This window comes from Achromobacter sp. JD-1, assembly GCF_038594925.1.
Classification (GTDB): Bacteria; Pseudomonadota; Gammaproteobacteria; order Burkholderiales; family Burkholderiaceae_B; genus Achromobacter; species Achromobacter spanius_C.
Map to the genome: position 1 here is coordinate 1 of NZ_JBCGCS010000003.1, position 17,629 is coordinate 17,629.

Here is a 17,629-nt window from a genome sequence, read left to right on the forward strand (position 1 = left end):
AACCCTGACCCAATCAAATTAGGGCTGGGTCAGTTTTCGATGCAAACGCTGGGTCAGTTTTCAGTGCAAACCAACAACCGGCCATCAAGTCATCACATTCCCCCCGCCATCAATAAAAAAACCCAGCCGCTGCCGGCTGGGTTTCGTCTTCAGATATCTAGATTTATTGGGAAAAATCTAAATTCCAACGGGATCCTACACGCTTACGCGTCGATATTGCCCGCCGACAGCGCGTTGCGTTCGATGAACGCGCGGCGCGGTTCTACGTCGTCGCCCATCAGGGTCGTGAAGACTTCGTCCGCCGCGATGGCGTCTTCGATCTGCACGCGCAACAGGCGGCGCACCTTCGGATCCATCGTGGTTTCCCACAGCTGTTCCGGGTTCATTTCACCCAGACCCTTATAGCGCTGCTTCGAGATGCCGCGATCGGCTTCGCTGCGCAGCCATTGCATGGCTTCGCGGAAGTCGGACACGGTCTGTTCCTTGCGCTTTTCGCCTTCGCCACGCGCGGCGAGCGAACGCGGGCCGACCTTGCCCAGGAAGCTCTTGGCCGCCTTGGACAGGATGGTGTAATCAGCGCCGTTGACGAAGTCGGCGTCGATGATGCTGACGCGCACGTTGCCGTGGTGCATGCGCTGCACCGACAGGCGATGGCGTTCGGTGGCTTCATCAAACTGCGGCACCACGTCCACGCCGTTGCCGCTGACCGGGTCACGCATGGCCTCGGCCAGGCGCTTGGCGGAATCCGCCGTGGACTCAGCCGTTTCCAGGTTGATTTCCACGCCTTCGGCCATGGCCGACAAGGCGCCCACGTCGAACACCTTCGACAGGCGCGCAATGACGCCGTCGGCCGCCACGTACTGGCTGGCCAGGTCGGTCAGCTCTTCGCCGCGGATGATGTTGCCGCCCGAGATGATCTCGGCATCCTTCAGCGCCTGTTGCAGCATGAACTGCGCTTCTTCCTGGTCGTCCTTCAGATAGCGTTCTTCGCGGCCAACCTTCACCTTGTACAGCGGCGGTTGGGCGATATACACATAGCCGCGCTGCACCAGTTCCGGCATCTGGCGATACAGAAGCGTCAGCAGCAGGGTGCGGATGTGCGCGCCGTCCACGTCCGCGTCAGTCATGATGATGAGGCGGTGGTAGCGCAGCTTTTCCACGTTGAAATCGGGGCCGATGCTGGTGCCCAGCGCCGTGATCAGCGTGGCGATCTGTTCGCTGGCGATGAGGCGGTCAAAACGCGCCTTTTCCACGTTCAGCACCTTGCCGCGCAGCGGCAGGATGGCCTGGAACTTGCGGTCGCGGCCTTGCTTGGCCGAGCCGCCTGCGGAGTCACCCTCGACGATGTACAGCTCGCACAGCGCCGGATCTTTTTCCTGGCAGTCGGCCAGCTTGCCGGGCAGGCCGGCGCCTTCCAGCACGCTCTTGCGCCGCGTCATTTCGCGGGCCTTGCGCGCGGCTTCACGCGCGCGGGCGGCTTCGACGATCTTGTTGCACAGCGCCTTGGCGTCGATCGGGTTTTCAAGCAACCAGCTTTCCAGCGTGCGGGCCACGGCTTCTTCAACGGCCGGACGCACTTCGCTGGACACCAGCTTGTCTTTGGTCTGGCTGCTGAACTTGGGCTCGGGCACCTTCACCGACAGCACGCAGGCCAGGCCTTCGCGCATGTCGTCGCCGGACGTTTCCACCTTGGCCTTCTTGGCCAATTCGTTGTCGGCGATGTACTTGTTGATGATGCGGGTCATCGCCGCGCGCAGGCCGGTCAGGTGCGAGCCGCCGTCGCGCTGCGGGATGTTGTTGGTGAAGCACAGCACGCTTTCGCTGTAGCTGTCGTTCCACTGCATCGCCACTTCCACGCCTACCGACACGCCGCCGGCGGCCGATTCGGTGCTGACCGAAAACACGTTCGGGTGCAGCACGGTCTTGGCGCGGTTGATGTATTCAACAAAGCCCTTCACGCCGCCCGAGAACGCGAAGTTCTCTTCCTTGCCCTGGCGTTGATCCACCAGGCGGATCTTCACGCCGTTGTTCAAAAACGAGAGCTCGCGCAAGCGCTTGGAGAGAATCTCGTAGTGGTATTCGATGTTGTTGAAGATGACCGGGTCGGCCAGGAAGCGCACTTCCGTGCCGCGCATGTCCGTCGTGCCCGTCACGGCCAGGGGCGCCACGCGCGCGCCTTGGCGGAATTCCATCTGGTGGACCTGACCGTTGCGGCGGATGGTCAGGCGCAGCCATTCGGACAGGGCGTTCACGCAAGACACGCCCACGCCGTGCAGGCCGCCGGACACCTTGTACGAGTTCTGGTCGAACTTGCCGCCAGCGTGCAATTCGGTCATCACGATTTCCGCCGCGCTGCGGTGGAATTCGTCGTCTTTGTGGATATCCGTGGGGATGCCGCGACCGTTGTCGGTGACCGAGATGGAGTTGTCGGTGTGGATGGTGACGACGATGTCGTCGCAATGGCCGGCCAGAGCTTCGTCGATGGCGTTATCCACGACTTCAAACACCATGTGGTGCAAGCCGGTGCCGTCGGACGTGTCGCCGATGTACATGCCGGGGCGCTTGCGCACGGCCTCCAGCCCCTTGAGCATCTTGATCGAGTCTGCGCCGTAGCCGCTGTTCTCGGGAGTGGTGTTCTGCTGATCTGACATGTCTGGTTCGATAACGCTTTAAAGAACGGCCTGGCGGCCGGACCGCCCGCGAGCCATCAGGCCCGCAAGCGGCACAAACCCACAAAGGAGTGGGACGCGGATCAAATCCGCATGGGCATGACGACGTATTTGAACTGGTCGTCTTCGGGCAGGGTGATGAGCGCCGATGCGTTGGCATCGGGCATGACCGACCACTGGATGTTGTCGACTTTCACGTTGGCCAGCACATCAAGCAAATAGCCCACGTTAAAGCCCACGTCCAGGGCCTCATGGCCGTAGTCGATGTCGATTTCTTCCTGCGCTTCTTCCTGCTCGGCGTTGGAAGACGAGATCTTCATCTGGTTTTGCGCCAATTGCAGGCGCACGCCCTTGAACTTGTCGGTCGTCAAAATGGCGGCGCGCTGCAAGCTGCCTTGAAGCGCTTCGCGGCCCACCATGAAGTGGCGCGTGTAGTTCGTGGGAATCACACGCGTGAAATCGGGGAACTTGCCTTCGACCAGCTTGGACACCAGTTCGACATCGCCGAAGCGGAAACGGATCTGGCCGGGCGCCACATCAATGGAGACCACCTCGTCGGAGTCTTCCAGCAGGCGCTGCATTTCCAGCACGGTCTTGCGCGGCACGATCACTTCGTGGCGTTCGGCAATGCCGTCGGCTTCGGTGGAGCAGTGCGCCAGGCGGTGACCATCGGTGGCGACGGCGCGCACACGGCCCGGTTCAAACACCAGCAGCATGCCGTTCAGGTAGTAACGGATGTCTTGTTGCGCCATGGCGAAGTGCACCATGTTGAACAGGTGGCGCAGCGTGCGTTGCGGCATGGTCAGCGACACATCCCACTGCTCGGGCTGAGCGACGGTGGGGAACTCGCTGGCGGCCAGCGTCTGCAACGCAAAGCGGCTCTTGGCCGACTGCACCGACAGCTTGTTGCTGGCCAGGGCCAGGCGCACGTCGCCGGTGTCCGGCAGCGCTTTCAGGATGTCGAGCAGCTTGCGCGCGGCAACCGTGGTGGACTCGTTGTCCTGGCCCACGCCGAAGTCGGCATGGGTGGTGATCTGTACTTCCAGGTCGGTCGCAATGAAGGCAACCTTGTTGCCTTCCTTGCGCATCAGGATGTTCGCAAGAATGGGCAGGGTATGGCGTCTTTCGACGATGCCCGCCACAGTCGACAGCGGTTTCAGCAATGCATCGCGTGTGGTTTGTACGAGTTGCATGTTCATCCTTTTAGAGTTTGTTCCAACACGTGCAGGGTATGGTTGAGCTCCGCTTGTTTTGCGCGGGCGTCGGAAATCTTGCGTACGGCATGCAGTACGGTGGTGTGATCGCGCCCCCCGAACAGATCACCGATTTCCGGCAGGCTTTTCTGCGTCAGCTCTTTAGCCAGGTACATCGCGACCTGACGCGGCAAGGCGATATTGGCGGGCCGGCGTTTCGAGTACATGTCCGCGACCTTGATCTTGTAGAAATCCGCCACCGTCTTCTGGATGTTTTCTACCGTGATCTGGCCGTTGGACACGGACAGCAGGTCTTTCAGGGCTTCCTTGCAGACATCCACCGTCAGCACATCGCGACCATGGAAGCGGGCGTAGGCCAGAACCTTGCGCAGCGCGCCTTCCAGTTCGCGCACGTTGCTGCGCAGATGCTTGGCAATGAAGAAGGCCACTTCCTCGGGCATGGGCACGCCTTCGGATTCCGCCTTGCGCAGCAGAATCGCCACGCGCATTTCCAGCTCCGGCGGCTCGATCGCCACCGTCAGGCCGGAGTCAAAGCGCGAAATCAGGCGGCTGTCGATGCCGGACAGTTCCTTCGGGTACGTATCGCTGGTGATGATGATCTGCTTGCGCTGGGCCACCATCGCTTCGAACGCATAGAAGAATTCTTCCTGCGTGCGGTTCTTGCCGGAGAAGAACTGGATGTCATCGATCAGCAGCAAGTCCAGCGAATGGTAGTAGCGCTTGAAGTCGTCGAACGCCTTGCGCTGGTATGCCTTTACCACGTCGGACACGTATTGGTCAGCGTGCACGTAGCGCACCCGCACGCCCGTGCCAGCCGCGACCATGGCGTTACCGATGGCGTGGATCAGGTGGGTCTTGCCCAGGCCCACGCCGCCATACAGGAACAGCGGGTTATAGGACGTGCCGGGGTTCTCGGCCACCTGCAACGCCGCGGCGCGCGCCAACTGGTTGGCCTTACCCGTCACGAAGTTCTCGAAGGTAAGGTCCGTGTTCAGGCGCGAACGCTCGTACACGATGTTGGCGGCATCCGCGTTGACCGACTGCGCCGCCACCGTCGTGGCGGGTTGGGGTGGGGCGGCCGGAGCCGGGGCCTGCATGGGCGGCGCGCCGCCTGAGGGCTGTGCAGCGGACAGGTGCGATTGAACGGGTTGCGGTGCACGCACGGGCGCGACCGGCATGCGCGGGGCGGCTCCATGAGAAGGCAACTCGAACAAGACCTGTACCGGTCGCTTGAACCACTCCGCGGCCAACGCTTCGATCTGGTGGGAAAAGTTCTTACGCACCCAATCCAGCTTGAAGCGGTTGGGCGCGGCAACGCGCAGCACCGCCTGCGTTTCGTCGTACGCAAGCGGGACCAGCGGTCGTATCCACGCGCTGATTTGTTGGGGGGGGAGTTCCTGCTCAAGACGACTGACGCAGGTCTGCCAGAATTCTTTCATGTCGCTCTTATTCAAACCTCGATTCTACCTTGCCTGGGCTGGGGTTATCCACAGGGCAGGACATAAGCGTCTACACTGCCCAGGCTTAACTGTTTGACAAGACAGGGAAAACTTGCTGAAATGGTGGGCTTTTCCGAATTCTGTCTGTCAGAAGGTTTCACAGAGAGCTTAGCCGGAGTTGTAGCAAGTACCCTCCTTTCACAGGTTTGGGCGCTTACTGCACTGTCCGGTTTTTAGCTTTGCTGAATAGGTCGCCTGGGGAGAAATCCCTTGTCCAGAGCCCCGTCTACGAGTTGTTTTTGTACCTGTTGCAAAAAAGCTCACTAGATACCCGCTTCTGATTTTGCGTCCTGGAACCCTCCGGGCAGGTCCCTTCTGACTTTTGTTCTTTTTGTGGATCGTCCATGAAACGTACCTACCAACCTTCCGTTACCCGCCGCAAGCGCACCCATGGCTTTCGCGTGCGCATGAAAACCCGCGCTGGCCGCGCCATCCTGAACGCCCGCCGCGCCAAGGGCCGCAAGCGTCTGGCTGTCTAAGTTCTGGTTTTCCGGTTTTCCCGGAAACCTGACTATTTGCACGGACCGGCCATATTGCAAGACCTCTCGCAATCTCGTTCTGGTTCCGCGCAAACGCCTGACCCGCAGTCCATGCCGCGCTCCACGCTTCCCCCGGAGGCGCGGTTGCATCGCCCCTCCGAGTTCGCCGCTGCCCTGAAAGGCCGGCGTCTTGCTCGAGGGGCGTTATTCATTGTGACGTCGGCTCCCAATGATCTGCCCCCCGGCCAGGATGCCTGTGGCCGTCTGGGGCTCATCATCGCCAAGCGGTTCGCCGCCCACGCCAGTACGCGCAACGCCATCAAGCGGGTCATCCGCGAAGCGTTCCGCCATCGGCGCCTGGCGCTGCCGGCCAAGGATTACGTCGTGCGCTTGCATAGCAAAGTCGCGCCCAACACGCTCACCTCGCTTAAACGCGTGGTCAGGGCCGAAGTGGACGCTCACTTTGACCGGATTGCGCGATGATTTTCAAAGCACTGCTCATTCTTCCGATCCGCTTCTACAGGTTCTTCCTGAGTCCCTGGATCGGCAGGCAGTGCCGCTTCACCCCCACTTGCTCGGCGTACGCGATTGAAGCAATCGAACGCCACGGCGCCTGGCGCGGCTTCTGGTTGGCAGTCCGGCGTATTGGCCGTTGCCACCCGTGGTCGCCCGGCGGCTGGGATCCGGTTCCGCCGTCCAAGGGAACCAATGGCCCCCCGTGCTGTTCCCACAGCCACCGCATCGAGCACGATTGACGCTAAACTGGCGGGCTTTGCTGGCCCGTATTCACTTCAGTAGGCACCATGGATATCCGACGAACCGTCCTCTGGATGATTTTCTCCTTCTCGCTGTTGCTCCTATGGAACAACTGGCAAATCCATAACGGCAAGCCGTCCCTGTTCGGGGGCCCGACGCCCGCGGCCAGCACGGCTGAACCGCAGGCCGGCGCCAATAACGCCACGCCTTCGGTGCCCAGCGCGCCCACCACCACGGCAACCGCGCCGTCGGCGGTTCCTGGCGCCACCGCGCCCGCCACGGCGCGTTCGGAAGAAGTCGTTGTCACCACCGACGTGCTGCGGCTGACCTTCGACACCATGGGCGCCCAGTTGGTACGCGCCGAACTGCTGAAGTACCCGGCCACTGGCCATGCCGACCAACCCACCGTGCTGCTGGACCGTTCGGCCGGCCTGACCTACGTGGTGCAGTCCGGCGTGGTCGGCGCGCCCAACGGTCAGAGCTTCCCCACGCACCAGACGCCTTTCCGCGTCACGTCCACCGAACGCCAAATGACCGGCGACAGCCTGGTCGTGTCGTTCGAGGGCGAATCGGGTGGCGTGAAAGTCACCAAGACGTTCACCCTGCACAAGGGCCGCTACGACATTGACGTGCGCCACGACCTGGCCAACGTCGGTTCAGCCCCCGTATCGCCCGCGCTGTACCTGCAACTGGAGCGCGACGGCAATGACCCCGCCGACACGTCCAGCTTCTATCACACGTTCACCGGTTTCGCCGTCTACTCTGAACAGGAAAAATTCCAGAAGAGCACGTTCAGCGACATCGAAAAGAAGAAGGCCAGCTACGTCAAGCAGGCGGACAATGGCTGGATCGCCGTGGTGCAGCATTATTTCGCCACCGCCTGGGTGCCGCCGCAAGGCAAGCCGCGCACGAACGAACTGCTGGAAGTGCAGAAGAACCTGTACGCCGCCCGCAGCATCGAAGCGGTGGGTGAAATCGCCCCGGGTTCCGCCTCGCGCGTTGACTCGCACCTGTGGGTCGGCCCGCAAGACCAGAAGGCCATGGCGGCGCTCGCTCCCGGCCTCGAACTGGTCGTGGACTACGGCTTTTTGACCATCATTGCCAAGCCGCTGTTCACGCTGATGACCTGGCTGCATTCGTTGCTGGGCAACTGGGGCTGGACGATTGTTGCGCTGACCGTGCTGATCAAGGCCATCTTCTACCCGCTGGCCGCCGCAAGCTACCGCTCGATGGCCCGCATGAAGCAAGTGGCCCCGCGTCTGCAGGCGTTGAAGGAAAAGTACGGCGACGACAAGCAAAAGCTCAACGCCGCCATGATGGAGATGTACCGCACCGAAAAGATCAACCCGCTGGGCGGCTGCTTGCCGATGGTGGTGCAGATTCCGGTGTTCATCTCGCTGTACTGGGTGCTGCTGGCCAGTGTGGAAATGCGCGGCGCGCCGTGGATTCTGTGGGTCCATGACCTGTCGATCCGCGACCCGTACTTCATTCTGCCCGCCATCATGATGGCCACCATGTTCCTGCAGATCAAACTGAACCCGACGCCGCCGGACCCCATCCAGGCCAAGGTCATGATGATCATGCCGCTGGTGTTCGGTGGGATGATGTTCTTCTTCCCGGCCGGCCTGGTGCTGTACTGGTGCGTGAACAACACCCTGTCCATCGCACAGCAGTGGTCCATCACCCGCGCCATGCAGCGCAAGGCGGAAGCCGCGGCAAACCGCTAATTCCGATAGGCCTGCCCTGCAAGCCTACAAGAACCGGCCCCTAGCGGCCGGTTTTTTCATGCGCGCGAGGTTCCCACCGTCCACTTCCTACGCGTCGAACATGAAAAATTATCGATAGTTTTTGGCAATCGATTTATATATAGCAATCAACTTCACAAACGCAACCTTGACCCCTATGATGTGTCGGACATATTCCCTGGCGGATACGCACGGGAATATTCACAACACAGCGTGGGGCCCAAGCGGTCGCGCGCCTTCCAGAATTACGTACGGAGTGTGCTATGACCGACAAGAAGCCTCTGACCACCGCCTCGGGCGCGCCGGTGCCGGACAACAACAACACGTTGACGGCCGGCCCTCGCGGCCCGGCGCTGTTGCAAGACTTCTGGCTGATTGAAAAGCTGGCCCACTTCGACCGCGAACGCATTCCCGAACGCGTCGTCCATGCCAAGGGGTCCGGCGCCTACGGCACCTTCACCGTTACCCACGACATCACGCGCTACACCCGCGCCAGCATCTTTTCACAGGTCGGCAAGCAAACCCCGCTGTTCCTGCGCTTTTCCACCGTAGCCGGCGAACGCGGCGCGGCGGATGCCGAACGTGACGTGCGCGGCTTTGCCATCAAGTTCTACACCGATGAAGGCAACTGGGACCTGGTGGGCAACAACACCCCGGTGTTCTTCATTCGCGACCCGCTGAAATTCCCCGACTTCATTCACACGCAAAAGCGCGATCCCAAGACGAACCTGCGCAGCGCCACCGCCGCCTGGGATTTCTGGTCGCTCAGCCCCGAATCGCTGCATCAGGTCACCATCTTGATGAGCGATCGCGGCATTCCCGCCAACCTGCGCCAGCAGCACGGTTTTGGCTCGCACACGTTCAGCTTCGTCAACAAGGACGGCGAACGCTTCTACGTGAAGTTCCACTTCAAGTCACAGCAGGGCGTGGTCTGTATGAGCGACGAGGAAGCCGCCCAGGTGGTTGCGCACGACCGCGAAAGCTCGCAGCGTGATCTGTTCGAGAACATCGAGCAGAAAAACTTCCCGAAGTGGACGCTGAAGGTGCAGATCATGCCCGAAGCCGAAGCCGCTACCTACCACATCAACCCGTTCGACCTGACCAAGGTCTGGCCGCATGGCGACTATCCGCTGATTGAAGTGGGTGTGCTTGAGCTGAACAAGAATCCCGAGAACTACTTCGCCGAAGTCGAGCAGGCCGCTTTCACCCCGGCAAACATCGTCCCGGGCATCGACTTTTCGCCGGACAAGATGCTGCAAGGGCGCTTGTTCTCGTATGGCGATACGCACCGGTATCGTCTGGGGATCAATCATCACCAGATCCCCGTGAATGCGCCGCGCTGCCCGTTCCACAGCTATCACCGCGATGGCGCGAGCCGTGTCGATGGCAACGTGGGCGGTACGCTGAACTACGAGCCCAATAGCGCGGGCGAGTGGAAGGAAACCCCGTCCGCCGGCGAACCGCCGCTGGCGCTGGACGGCCAGGCTGCCGCGCGCTGGAACCACCGCGTGGATGATGACTATTATTCACAGCCCGGCAACTTGTTCCGCTTGATGACGCCCGAAAAACAGGAACTGCTGTTCGGCAATATCGGCCGCCATATGGCGGGCGTGCCAGAAGAGATCCAGCGCCGTCAGTTGGAACACTTCAAGAAGGCCGATCCGGCTTATGCGGCCGGCGTGGCCAAGGCGCTGGGGCTGACGCTCTGAGGGTGCCAGCAGCCTGAATAGGAAAAGGGCGGTTCCGCACAGGAACCGCCCTTTTTTCATCGTTGCGGGCTAGACGCACCGGTGTTTATGTAGGGGTGCCGTGCATGCCTTCGTAGGTGATTTGCTCTCTAGGAATCGAATTTCGCTTTATCCACAGCTCGTGGCGGTGGCCTGTTTTCAACGTTATCCACAGGGCTGGCCGCGAATGCAGCACTTGGCCAGCGCCAGGCAGAGCGTTTAGCGCAGACTCGCCGACGCGGCCACGCACGCAGACAAGGTATCCACACCTTCGGCCAATGCGGGGGTGGGCGAGGCCAGCGCCAACAGAGCCAACACCAGCGCCAAGCCGGTGGCGGTGACAGTTTGGACCAGGCGGTCCTGAAGTTCGGATGACATACGCATGGTGTTCCTTGTGGATAAGTGCTTATCCGTGGGATTTCCGCTAGCTGTGGAACGACCCATTATGGGAACCGCGCCTGCTATCTCAAACGAAGTTATGGGCGTTTGATCAAAGCTTCACGTCATATAGAAAAAGCCGCGGGAGTACACCCCGCGGCTTTATCAACAACGCCAATAAGCAAATAGCCTATCGGTAGTTGTCGGGCATTCAGGCGGCCGGCAAGAAGGCCTCGGTAAGCTTCACCCAGTACGTGGCGCCCACCGGCAACAGCGCATCATTGAAATCGTAGTTCGGGTTATGCAACTGGCACGGGCCCATGCCGTGATAGCTTTCCATGCGATGGTCGCCGTCACCATTGCCCAGGAACAGATATGCACCCGGAATGGCTTCCAGGAAGAAGGAAAAATCTTCAGCGCCCATGAAGGGCGGCATATCGCGCAGCACGTTTTCAGCGCCGAACGCCTCTTCGGCCACCTTCGCCGCGAAGGCCGTTTCCTTTTCCCAGTTCACCAGCGGCGGATAAGCCCGCACGAAATCGAGTTCGCCCGTGCCGCCATACACCTGCGGCAAGGTGGTGGCGATACGGCGCATGTCGGCTTCGATCTTGTCCAGGGTTTCCACCGAATACGTGCGTACCGTGCCGCGCAGCACGGCCTCGCCGGGAATCACGTTGTAGGCATCGCCCGCATGGATCTGCGTGATCGACAGCACGGCTTGGTCCAGCGGATTCTTGCTGCGCGAAATCACGGTCTGCAAGGCATGCACCATATCGGCAGCCACAATGATGGGGTCGACCGAGGCATGAGGCTGCGCCGCGTGCCCGCCCACGCCCTTGATGACGATGTCCCAACGGTTGCTGGATGCCATCGTCGGGCCGGCACGAAAGCCGAACTGGTTGACCGGCATGCCGGGCATGTTGTGGATGCCGAACACCGCGTCGCACGGGAACTTGTCGAACAGGCCATCCTGCATCATGGCGCGCGCGCCGGCGTTGCCGCCTTCTTCGGCCGGCTGGAAGATGAACACCACCGTACCGTCGAAGTTGCGATGCGTGGACAGGTACTGCGCCGCGCCCAGCAGCATGGCGGTATGGCCGTCATGGCCACAGCCGTGCATGCGGCCGCTGATGGTGGACTTGTGTGCAAAACGGTTGTGCTCGGGCATGGGCAGCGCATCCATGTCGGCGCGCAGGCCGATCATCTTCTTGCCGCTGCCGGCGCGCAATACCCCCACCACGCCGGTTTTCCCGAGGCCCGTATGCACTTCCAGGCCCCACTCGCGCAAGCGTTGCGCCACCAGGTTGGACGTGCGCGTTTCCTGGAAGGCCAGTTCCGGGTGCGCGTGGATATCGCGGCGCAAGGCGGTCAGTTCCGGGTGCGCGCGTTCGATTTCGGCAATGGTTTTCATGGCGTCAGAATTAAATTAGGTGAATTCATTGAGGCGATCGGCGGTTGCTTGATGGGTTGCGCGCGCTGGGTATCGGCTTTCTTGTTCCAGGGATTCTCGCGCTTCACCCATCCTACGTCTAGTCAGGGCATGTCGTTCAGGTGGCAGGCGCTGAATTGGCCGGGCGCGATTTCCCGCAGCAAGGGCCGTTCCTCCTTGCAGCGCGCCATGGCGTGGGGACAACGTGGGTGGAATGCGCAGCCACTGGGCGGGTCCAGCGGAGACGGCAGTTCGCCCTTGATCGGCTGATACGTGCGCCGACCGGGCGTCAAGGTCGGCAGCTCTTTCAACAGTGCCTGCGTGTACGGATGGTTGGCGCGCTGAAAAACCGTGTCGGTCGGCGCAAGCTCCACCACGCGCCCCAGGTACATGATCGCCACGCGGTCCGAGATATGGCTGACCACGCTCAGGTTGTGGCTGATGAACAGATACGTCAGGTCCAGGTCATCACGCAATTGTTCAAACAGGTTCAGCACCTGCGCCTGAATCGACACATCCAAAGCGGCCACGGCTTCATCGCAGACGATCACGGAGGGCTTGAGCGCCAACGCCCGCGCGATGCCGATGCGCTGCCGCTGCCCGCCTGAAAACTGATGTGGGTAGCGCTGCGTGAAAGACGGGTCCAGGCCCACTTGCCGCATCAGCCCGGCCACGTATTCCGCCTTGTCGCGGGCGCGGATCAGGCCGTGCGCCACGGGCGCCTCGCCGATGATTTCACGCACCCGCATGCGCGGGTTGAGCGAGGCGTAGGGGTCTTGGAAAATCATCTGCACGCCCAGTTCGTAGGCGCGCCGCTCCGGCCCCGCCATCGTCCGCACGGCTTTGCCCTGGTAGTGCACATCGCCTGATGACGGCGGCAAGATGCCGGACACGACGCGGCCCAGCGTGGATTTTCCACAGCCCGATTCGCCCACGATGCCAATGACTTCACCGGGTTGCACGTCCAGGTCCACGCCGGCCACGGCATGCACCACTTGCGTCTTCAAGCCCGCTCCCAGCAAATTGGCAATGCGCCCGGCCAGGTCCACGGGCTGCACGAAGCGCAGTTCCACGTCGCGCAGGGACAAGATGGGGGCGGCGGCGTCGCGTTCTGCTGCGCTCATTTGGGGTCTGGGTCTCCGGCGTGCCAGCAGCGCACCCATTGCGCCGGGCGAACTTCCACAGGCTGCGGTTCGGTCAGACAGGCGTCAGTCGCGCGCGGGCAGCGCCCGCGAAACGCACAGCCTTGCGGCAGGTTCAACAGCGACGGTGTCATGCCAGGAATCGGCACCAGCGGCCGACCGCGCGATTCCGGTGTGGGGATCGACGCAATCAGCCCGTGCGTGTACGGATGCATGGGATGCGTGATGACGTCGTACGTGCTGCCCGTCTCGACCACGCGGCCCGCATACATCACCGACACGCGGTCGGCCAGGCCCGCCACCACTGCCAGATCGTGCGTGATCCAGATCAAGCCGGTACCGGTTTCGCGGCACAGCTTCTGCACTTCAAAAAGAATCTGCCCTTGAATCGTGACGTCCAGCGCGGTGGTGGGCTCGTCGGCGATGATCAGGCGCGGTGAATTCAAAAGCGCGATGGCAATGGCCACGCGCTGGCGCATGCCGCCAGACAGTTGGTGCGGGTAAGCGCGCAGGCGCTCCTGTGGCGACGGAATGCCCACCATCGTCAGCGTCTGCAAGGCGCGTTGCCGCGCTTGTTCGCGCGACACCTTGTGGTGCGCCTGCACCGCCTCGATCATTTGCGTATCCACGCGCAGCACGGGGTTCAGCGTCATCATCGGGTCCTGGAAGATCATCGCGATCTCCTGGCCCCGCAATTGGCGCCAGCGGTTCGGCGTTGCCCCGCGCAAGTCTTCACCGTTCAGCCGCAGGTGCCCTTCAACGATACGGCCCGGCTCGTCCAGCAAACCCATCAGCGAAAAACCGGTGATGCTCTTGCCTGATCCTGATTCGCCCACCAGGCCCAGGATTTCGCCTTCGGCCAAGCTCAGGTCCACACCATCCACCGCTTTCACCACGCCGTTGCGCGTGAAGAAGTGCGTCTTCAATCCTTGCACTTCAAGAACCGTCGGGGGTGCGGCCAAGGGCGTTTCCACAGCGTTTGTCTGCATCGCGTCCGCCCCTAATTCGCGTGACGCGGGTTGAGCACATCGCGCAGGTGGTCGCCCACCAGGTTGATGGCGATGATGGCCAGCGCCAGCGCAATGCCGGGAAAGAACGATATCCAGTACTGGCCCGACAACAGGTATTCGAAGCCGTTGTAGATCAGCATGCCCAACGACGGCTCGGTCACCGGTACCCCCACGCCCAGGAACGACAGCGTGGCTTCCAAGGCGATGGCGTGCGCCAGGTCAATGGTGGCGATCACGATAAGCGGCGGCATACAGTTGGGCAGCACATGACGAAACAGCACGCGCCCCCAGGACAAGGACATACAGCGCGCGGCTTCAACGTATTCCTTGCCACGCTCCACCAGCGCGGCGCCGCGCGCGGCCCGGGCGAAATACGCCCATTGCACGACGATCAGCGCGATGATCACCTTATCCACACCCTTGCCCAAAATCGCCAAGAGCATCAGCGCAACGAGGATGGCGGGAAACGACAACTGGATATCCACAATCCGCATCAGCAGCGCGTCGATCCGGCCGCCAAAATAAGCCGCGATCAGGCCAACGGTGGCGCCGATGCCAAAGGCCGCCAGCACCGACACGGTAGCCACCATCAAACTGGTGCGCATGCCATAGAGAATGGCCGACAACAGGTCGCGCGCCTGCCCGTCGGTACCCAGCCAGTGGTGCATGGAACCGTCGCTGCTTTCGCTGCCCGGTTTCAGCTTGGAATCCATGATGTCCAGCACCGCCAGGTCGTAAGGATTTTGCGGCGCAATCCAGGGCGCCAACACGGCGGCGCCCACAATCACCACCAGCATCACCAGGCCCAGGGTGGCCAGCTTGCTGGCGAAGAAATCCTTCACGAAGCGGCGCCAAGGCGTTTCTTCCTTGCGCGCGGCGGCCGGCGCGGCAGAGGCGGGGACATTGACGTTGGTGTTCATCGGCGGCTATCCAGACGTACGCGGGGGTCCAGCACCGTGTAGATGATGTCCACCACCAGATTCAACATGACCAGGAAGAACACGATCAAAAGCAGATAGGCCACCACCACCGGACGATCCAGATTGATGATGGAATCGATCAGCAGCTTGCCCATGCCCGGCCACGAAAACACAGTTTCGGTGACGACGGCGAACGCCATCACCTGGCCAAATTCAAGACCCGCCACCGTCACGACCGGAATCAGGATGTTCTTCAACAGATGCACGCCCAACACGCGTTTTTCCGACAGGCCCTTGGCGCGCGCGAACTTGATGTAGTCCATGGGCAGCGCTTCACGCGTGGCCGCCCGCGTCACGCGGATGATCATCGCGCACTTGGCGATGGCGATCGTGGCGGCGGGCAAGGCCAGGCTCATCCAGCCGCTAAGCGTCAGCACGCTCAGCTCAAGCGAACCGATGCTGACCGTCTTGCCGCGCCCCCCCGCCGGCACCCAGCCCAGCATCACGGCAAACACCATGATCAGCATCAGGCCGACCCAGAAGTTGGGTAATGAGAAACCCAGCACGGAGCCGGTCATGATGGCGCGCGAACCCGGCGCCTGCGGCTTCAAGCCCGCCAGGATGCCCAGCGGCACGCCGATCAGCACCGACATCAGCATGGCCACACAGGCCAGTTCGACGGTGGCCGGCATGCGCTCCAGGATCAGGTGCATGGCCGGCTCGCCCGTCAGGAAGCTGTTGCCGAAATCGCCTTGCACTGCCTGGCTCATGAAGATCAGGTACTGCCGCCACAGCGGCAGGTCCAAACCCAGCGACGCGCTGATGGCCGCGCGCTGCGCCTCGGTGGCTTCCGGGCTGGCCAGCATCGAGACTGGATCGCCCACCATGTATATGCCTGCAAAAACCAACGCCGACATGACAAGCATGACGACGATGGTTTGCAGCAGCCTTCTTACGATTGTTGCCAGCACTGGAAACCGCCCGCGTTGCGCGTTACTTCTTCAAGGTTGCAAACTGCGCAAGCGTGACCTGGTCAGGACGGCCCTGGTAGCGGATGTCGTTCTTCATCGCCCAGACCGACAATTCGAAGTGAATCGGCAGCATGGCGTAGTCGTCCATTGCCATGTTGCTGGCCTTGGACAGCAACTCGGCGCGCTTGGCCTCGTCCATGGTGGACGATGCTTCCTTCACCAGTTCGTCCATCTTCGGGTTGGAATAGCGGCTGCGATTGGTGGTGCCCAGGCCGGCTTCCGGATTGCGCGTCACCAGCAGTGAAGTCAACGCGTTGGACATTTCGCCGCTGGTGACCGACCAGCCCGCCAGATACGCCGAGAACGCATAGCTGTCACGGTTCTTGAAGAACACCGGGGGCGCCATCGCGTCCACACTGGTCTTCACGCCGATGCGCGTCCACATCGATGCGATCGCTTGCGCCACCTTTGAATCATTCACGTAGCGGCCCGACGGCGAACCCAGCGTGATCGAGAAACCGTCGGGATAGCCAGCTTCCTTCAGCAAGGCCTTCGCCTTTTCCACATCGGCCTTGGGCGCTTTGGAATGTTCCTTGCTGGAGCCGAACATGGGGTAGGGCAGCATGTTGCCGGCGGGCAGGGCCACGCCGCCCATCACCCGCTCAACCAGCGCTTGGCGATTGATGGCGAGCGACAAGGCTTCGCGCACGCGCTTGTCCTTCATCGGGTTCTTGTCGGTGCCCTTGATGCCGGGCGACGGCTCGGCGTACTGATCCAGCGCTACATACACCACACGCACGGACGGCGTTTCTTCCACGAAGAGCTTTTTGTCGCTCTTCAGCTTGGGCAGGTCGTCGGTGGGGGGATCTTCGATCATGTCGACATCACCGGCCAGCAATGCGGCCACGCGTGCGGCGGCGTTGCTGATCGGGCGGTACACCACACGGTCCCACTCAGGCTTTTTGCCCCAGTAGTTTTCATTGCGCGCCAACACGAATTCGGCGCCGCGTTTCCACGACACGAACTTGTACGGACCCGTGCCAATCAAGCCATCGCCGCTGTTCAATTCGGTTGTCGTCTTGCCTTCCGGCGCTGGACCGGATGCGGCCTTTTTCGACAAGATAGGTAATTGCGCCAGGTTCACCAGCAAATTCGGCGCAGCCTGCTTGGTAGTGATGCGCACGGTCATCGGGTCGACCGCTTCAGTCTTCTCGACCGAACCCAGGTACAGCGTGAAGGGAGACGGGCTGTTGGGTACCTTGGGCACGCGGTCATACGTGAACACCACGTCTTCGGCGGTGAACGGCGTGCCATCCGAGAACTTCACGTTGGGGCGTAGCTTGAAGGTCCAGACCTTGCCGTCCACCGTCCAGGATTCCGCCAGTGCGGCCTTCGGCTTCAACTGGGCGTCGGTAGCCACCAGCGTATCGAAAATGGTTTGGGAGATCTGCGTGTTCGGCGTCAGCGCGTGATACTGCGGATCCATCGACGAGGGCTCGGTCTTCAGGGCGATCACCAGATCGCGAGCCATTGCGGAACTGAATGTGCCAAAGGCCAGCATCACCGCGGCGGAGCCGCAGGCCAAGACACGCGAAAACCGAGATGCCATCGTGATCTCCCTGAGTTGATTCGGGTTTTGAACCTCGGGGCCACATTAACCAGCAAACAAGGGGCTGCGCAACAGTTATAT

15 protein-coding genes are annotated in these 17,629 nt (G+C 61.6%); 5 read left to right on the forward strand and 10 right to left on the reverse strand.

The annotated features are described in order from the left end of the window. Window positions 1-203 precede the first annotated feature (203 nt). The 3 genes from gyrB to dnaA all read right to left on the reverse strand — a co-directional run bounded on the left by gyrB (window position 204) and on the right by dnaA (window position 5,322). Window positions 204-2,651 carry a DNA topoisomerase (ATP-hydrolyzing) subunit B gene (gene gyrB, locus WBR68_RS05600; RefSeq protein WP_230693690.1) on the reverse strand — a complete coding sequence of 816 codons (2,448 nt, stop codon included), beginning with the start codon at window positions 2,649-2,651 and terminating at the stop codon, window positions 204-206. Between the two features lie 101 nt (window positions 2,652-2,752). Further along, a complete protein-coding gene (gene dnaN, locus WBR68_RS05605) occupies window positions 2,753-3,862 on the reverse strand; it encodes a DNA polymerase III subunit beta (RefSeq protein ID WP_006227714.1) in 1,110 nt (369 codons plus the stop codon). Window positions 3,863-3,864: 2 nt separating this feature from the next. Further along, window positions 3,865-5,322 carry a chromosomal replication initiator protein DnaA gene (dnaA, locus tag WBR68_RS05610; protein ID WP_127183034.1) on the reverse strand — a complete coding sequence of 486 codons (1,458 nt, stop codon included), beginning with the start codon at window positions 5,320-5,322 and terminating at the stop codon, window positions 3,865-3,867. 404 nt (window positions 5,323-5,726) lie between these two features. Here dnaA and rpmH point away from each other — a divergent pair, with 404 nt between their 5' ends. The 5 genes from rpmH (at window position 5,727) to WBR68_RS05635 (ending at window position 10,071) form a co-directional block, all read left to right on the forward strand. After that, on the forward strand, window positions 5,727-5,861 hold the full coding sequence (gene rpmH / locus WBR68_RS05615; protein WP_003816025.1) for a 50S ribosomal protein L34: 135 nt from the start codon (window positions 5,727-5,729) through the stop codon (window positions 5,859-5,861). 111 nt (window positions 5,862-5,972) lie between these two features. Next, window positions 5,973-6,344 (forward strand): ribonuclease P protein component, encoded by a 372-nt coding sequence (locus WBR68_RS05620; protein WP_230693691.1) that lies wholly within the window; start codon window positions 5,973-5,975, stop codon window positions 6,342-6,344. After that, window positions 6,344-6,616 carry a membrane protein insertion efficiency factor YidD gene (gene yidD / locus WBR68_RS05625; protein ID WP_083447395.1) on the forward strand — a complete coding sequence of 91 codons (273 nt, stop codon included), beginning with the start codon at window positions 6,344-6,346 and terminating at the stop codon, window positions 6,614-6,616. The genes WBR68_RS05620 and yidD overlap by 1 nt, the downstream gene beginning before the upstream one ends. A gap of 48 nt (window positions 6,617-6,664) precedes the next feature. Then, entirely contained in the window at window positions 6,665-8,344 is a 1,680-nt protein-coding gene (yidC, locus tag WBR68_RS05630) for a membrane protein insertase YidC (protein ID WP_050447357.1), read from the forward strand. Between the two features lie 281 nt (window positions 8,345-8,625). Then, window positions 8,626-10,071: a catalase gene (locus tag WBR68_RS05635; protein ID WP_127186208.1), complete on the forward strand. Its 1,446-nt coding sequence runs from the start codon at window positions 8,626-8,628 to the stop codon at window positions 10,069-10,071. A 237-nt stretch (window positions 10,072-10,308) separates the two neighbouring features. Here WBR68_RS05635 and WBR68_RS05640 read toward each other — a convergent pair whose 3' ends face one another. The 7 genes from WBR68_RS05640 to WBR68_RS05670 form a co-directional block, all read right to left on the reverse strand. Next, a complete protein-coding gene (locus WBR68_RS05640) occupies window positions 10,309-10,467 on the reverse strand; it encodes a hypothetical protein (protein WP_230693692.1) in 159 nt (52 codons plus the stop codon). 211 nt (window positions 10,468-10,678) lie between these two features. After that, window positions 10,679-11,878 (reverse strand): M20 aminoacylase family protein, encoded by a 1,200-nt coding sequence (locus WBR68_RS05645; RefSeq protein ID WP_230693693.1) that lies wholly within the window; start codon window positions 11,876-11,878, stop codon window positions 10,679-10,681. A 122-nt stretch (window positions 11,879-12,000) separates the two neighbouring features. Further along, window positions 12,001-13,020, reverse strand: coding sequence for an ABC transporter ATP-binding protein (locus WBR68_RS05650; RefSeq protein ID WP_230693694.1), 1,020 nt, complete (start codon window positions 13,018-13,020; stop codon window positions 12,001-12,003). Then, the gene (locus WBR68_RS05655) at window positions 13,017-14,027 is read right to left on the reverse strand and encodes an ABC transporter ATP-binding protein (protein ID WP_230693695.1); all 1,011 of its coding nucleotides are present in this window, start codon (window positions 14,025-14,027) and stop codon (window positions 13,017-13,019) included. The genes WBR68_RS05650 and WBR68_RS05655 overlap by 4 nt, the downstream gene beginning before the upstream one ends. An 11-nt stretch (window positions 14,028-14,038) precedes the next feature. Then, on the reverse strand, window positions 14,039-14,968 hold the full coding sequence (locus tag WBR68_RS05660) for an ABC transporter permease (protein ID WP_050447352.1): 930 nt from the start codon (window positions 14,966-14,968) through the stop codon (window positions 14,039-14,041). Next, entirely contained in the window at window positions 14,965-15,939 is a 975-nt protein-coding gene (locus WBR68_RS05665) for an ABC transporter permease (protein WP_050447351.1), read from the reverse strand. The genes WBR68_RS05660 and WBR68_RS05665 overlap by 4 nt, the downstream gene beginning before the upstream one ends. A gap of 22 nt (window positions 15,940-15,961) precedes the next feature. Then, complete coding sequence (locus WBR68_RS05670) at window positions 15,962-17,548, reverse strand: ABC transporter substrate-binding protein (protein ID WP_050447350.1); 1,587 nt, start codon at window positions 17,546-17,548, stop codon at window positions 15,962-15,964. Between the last annotated feature and the right edge of the window lie 81 nt (window positions 17,549-17,629).

Coding starts and splice junctions, on each gene's coding strand:
- dnaN (WP_006227714.1), bottom strand. CDS start 3,862: ATGCAACTCGTACAAACCACACGCGATGCATTGCTGAAACCGCTGTCG.
- WBR68_RS05660 (WP_050447352.1), bottom strand. CDS start 14,968: ATGAACACCAACGTCAATGTCCCCGCCTCTGCCGCGCCGGCCGCCGCG.
- gyrB (WP_230693690.1), bottom strand. CDS start 2,651: ATGTCAGATCAGCAGAACACCACTCCCGAGAACAGCGGCTACGGCGCA.
- WBR68_RS05670 (WP_050447350.1), bottom strand. CDS start 17,548: ATGGCATCTCGGTTTTCGCGTGTCTTGGCCTGCGGCTCCGCCGCGGTG.
- WBR68_RS05640 (WP_230693692.1), bottom strand. CDS start 10,467: ATGTCATCCGAACTTCAGGACCGCCTGGTCCAAACTGTCACCGCCACC.
- WBR68_RS05620 (WP_230693691.1), top strand. CDS start 5,973: ATGCCGCGCTCCACGCTTCCCCCGGAGGCGCGGTTGCATCGCCCCTCC.
- yidC (WP_050447357.1), top strand. CDS start 6,665: ATGGATATCCGACGAACCGTCCTCTGGATGATTTTCTCCTTCTCGCTG.
- WBR68_RS05645 (WP_230693693.1), bottom strand. CDS start 11,878: ATGAAAACCATTGCCGAAATCGAACGCGCGCACCCGGAACTGACCGCC.
- rpmH (WP_003816025.1), top strand. CDS start 5,727: ATGAAACGTACCTACCAACCTTCCGTTACCCGCCGCAAGCGCACCCAT.
- WBR68_RS05650 (WP_230693694.1), bottom strand. CDS start 13,020: ATGAGCGCAGCAGAACGCGACGCCGCCGCCCCCATCTTGTCCCTGCGC.
- WBR68_RS05635 (WP_127186208.1), top strand. CDS start 8,626: ATGACCGACAAGAAGCCTCTGACCACCGCCTCGGGCGCGCCGGTGCCG.
- dnaA (WP_127183034.1), bottom strand. CDS start 5,322: ATGAAAGAATTCTGGCAGACCTGCGTCAGTCGTCTTGAGCAGGAACTC.
- WBR68_RS05655 (WP_230693695.1), bottom strand. CDS start 14,027: ATGCAGACAAACGCTGTGGAAACGCCCTTGGCCGCACCCCCGACGGTT.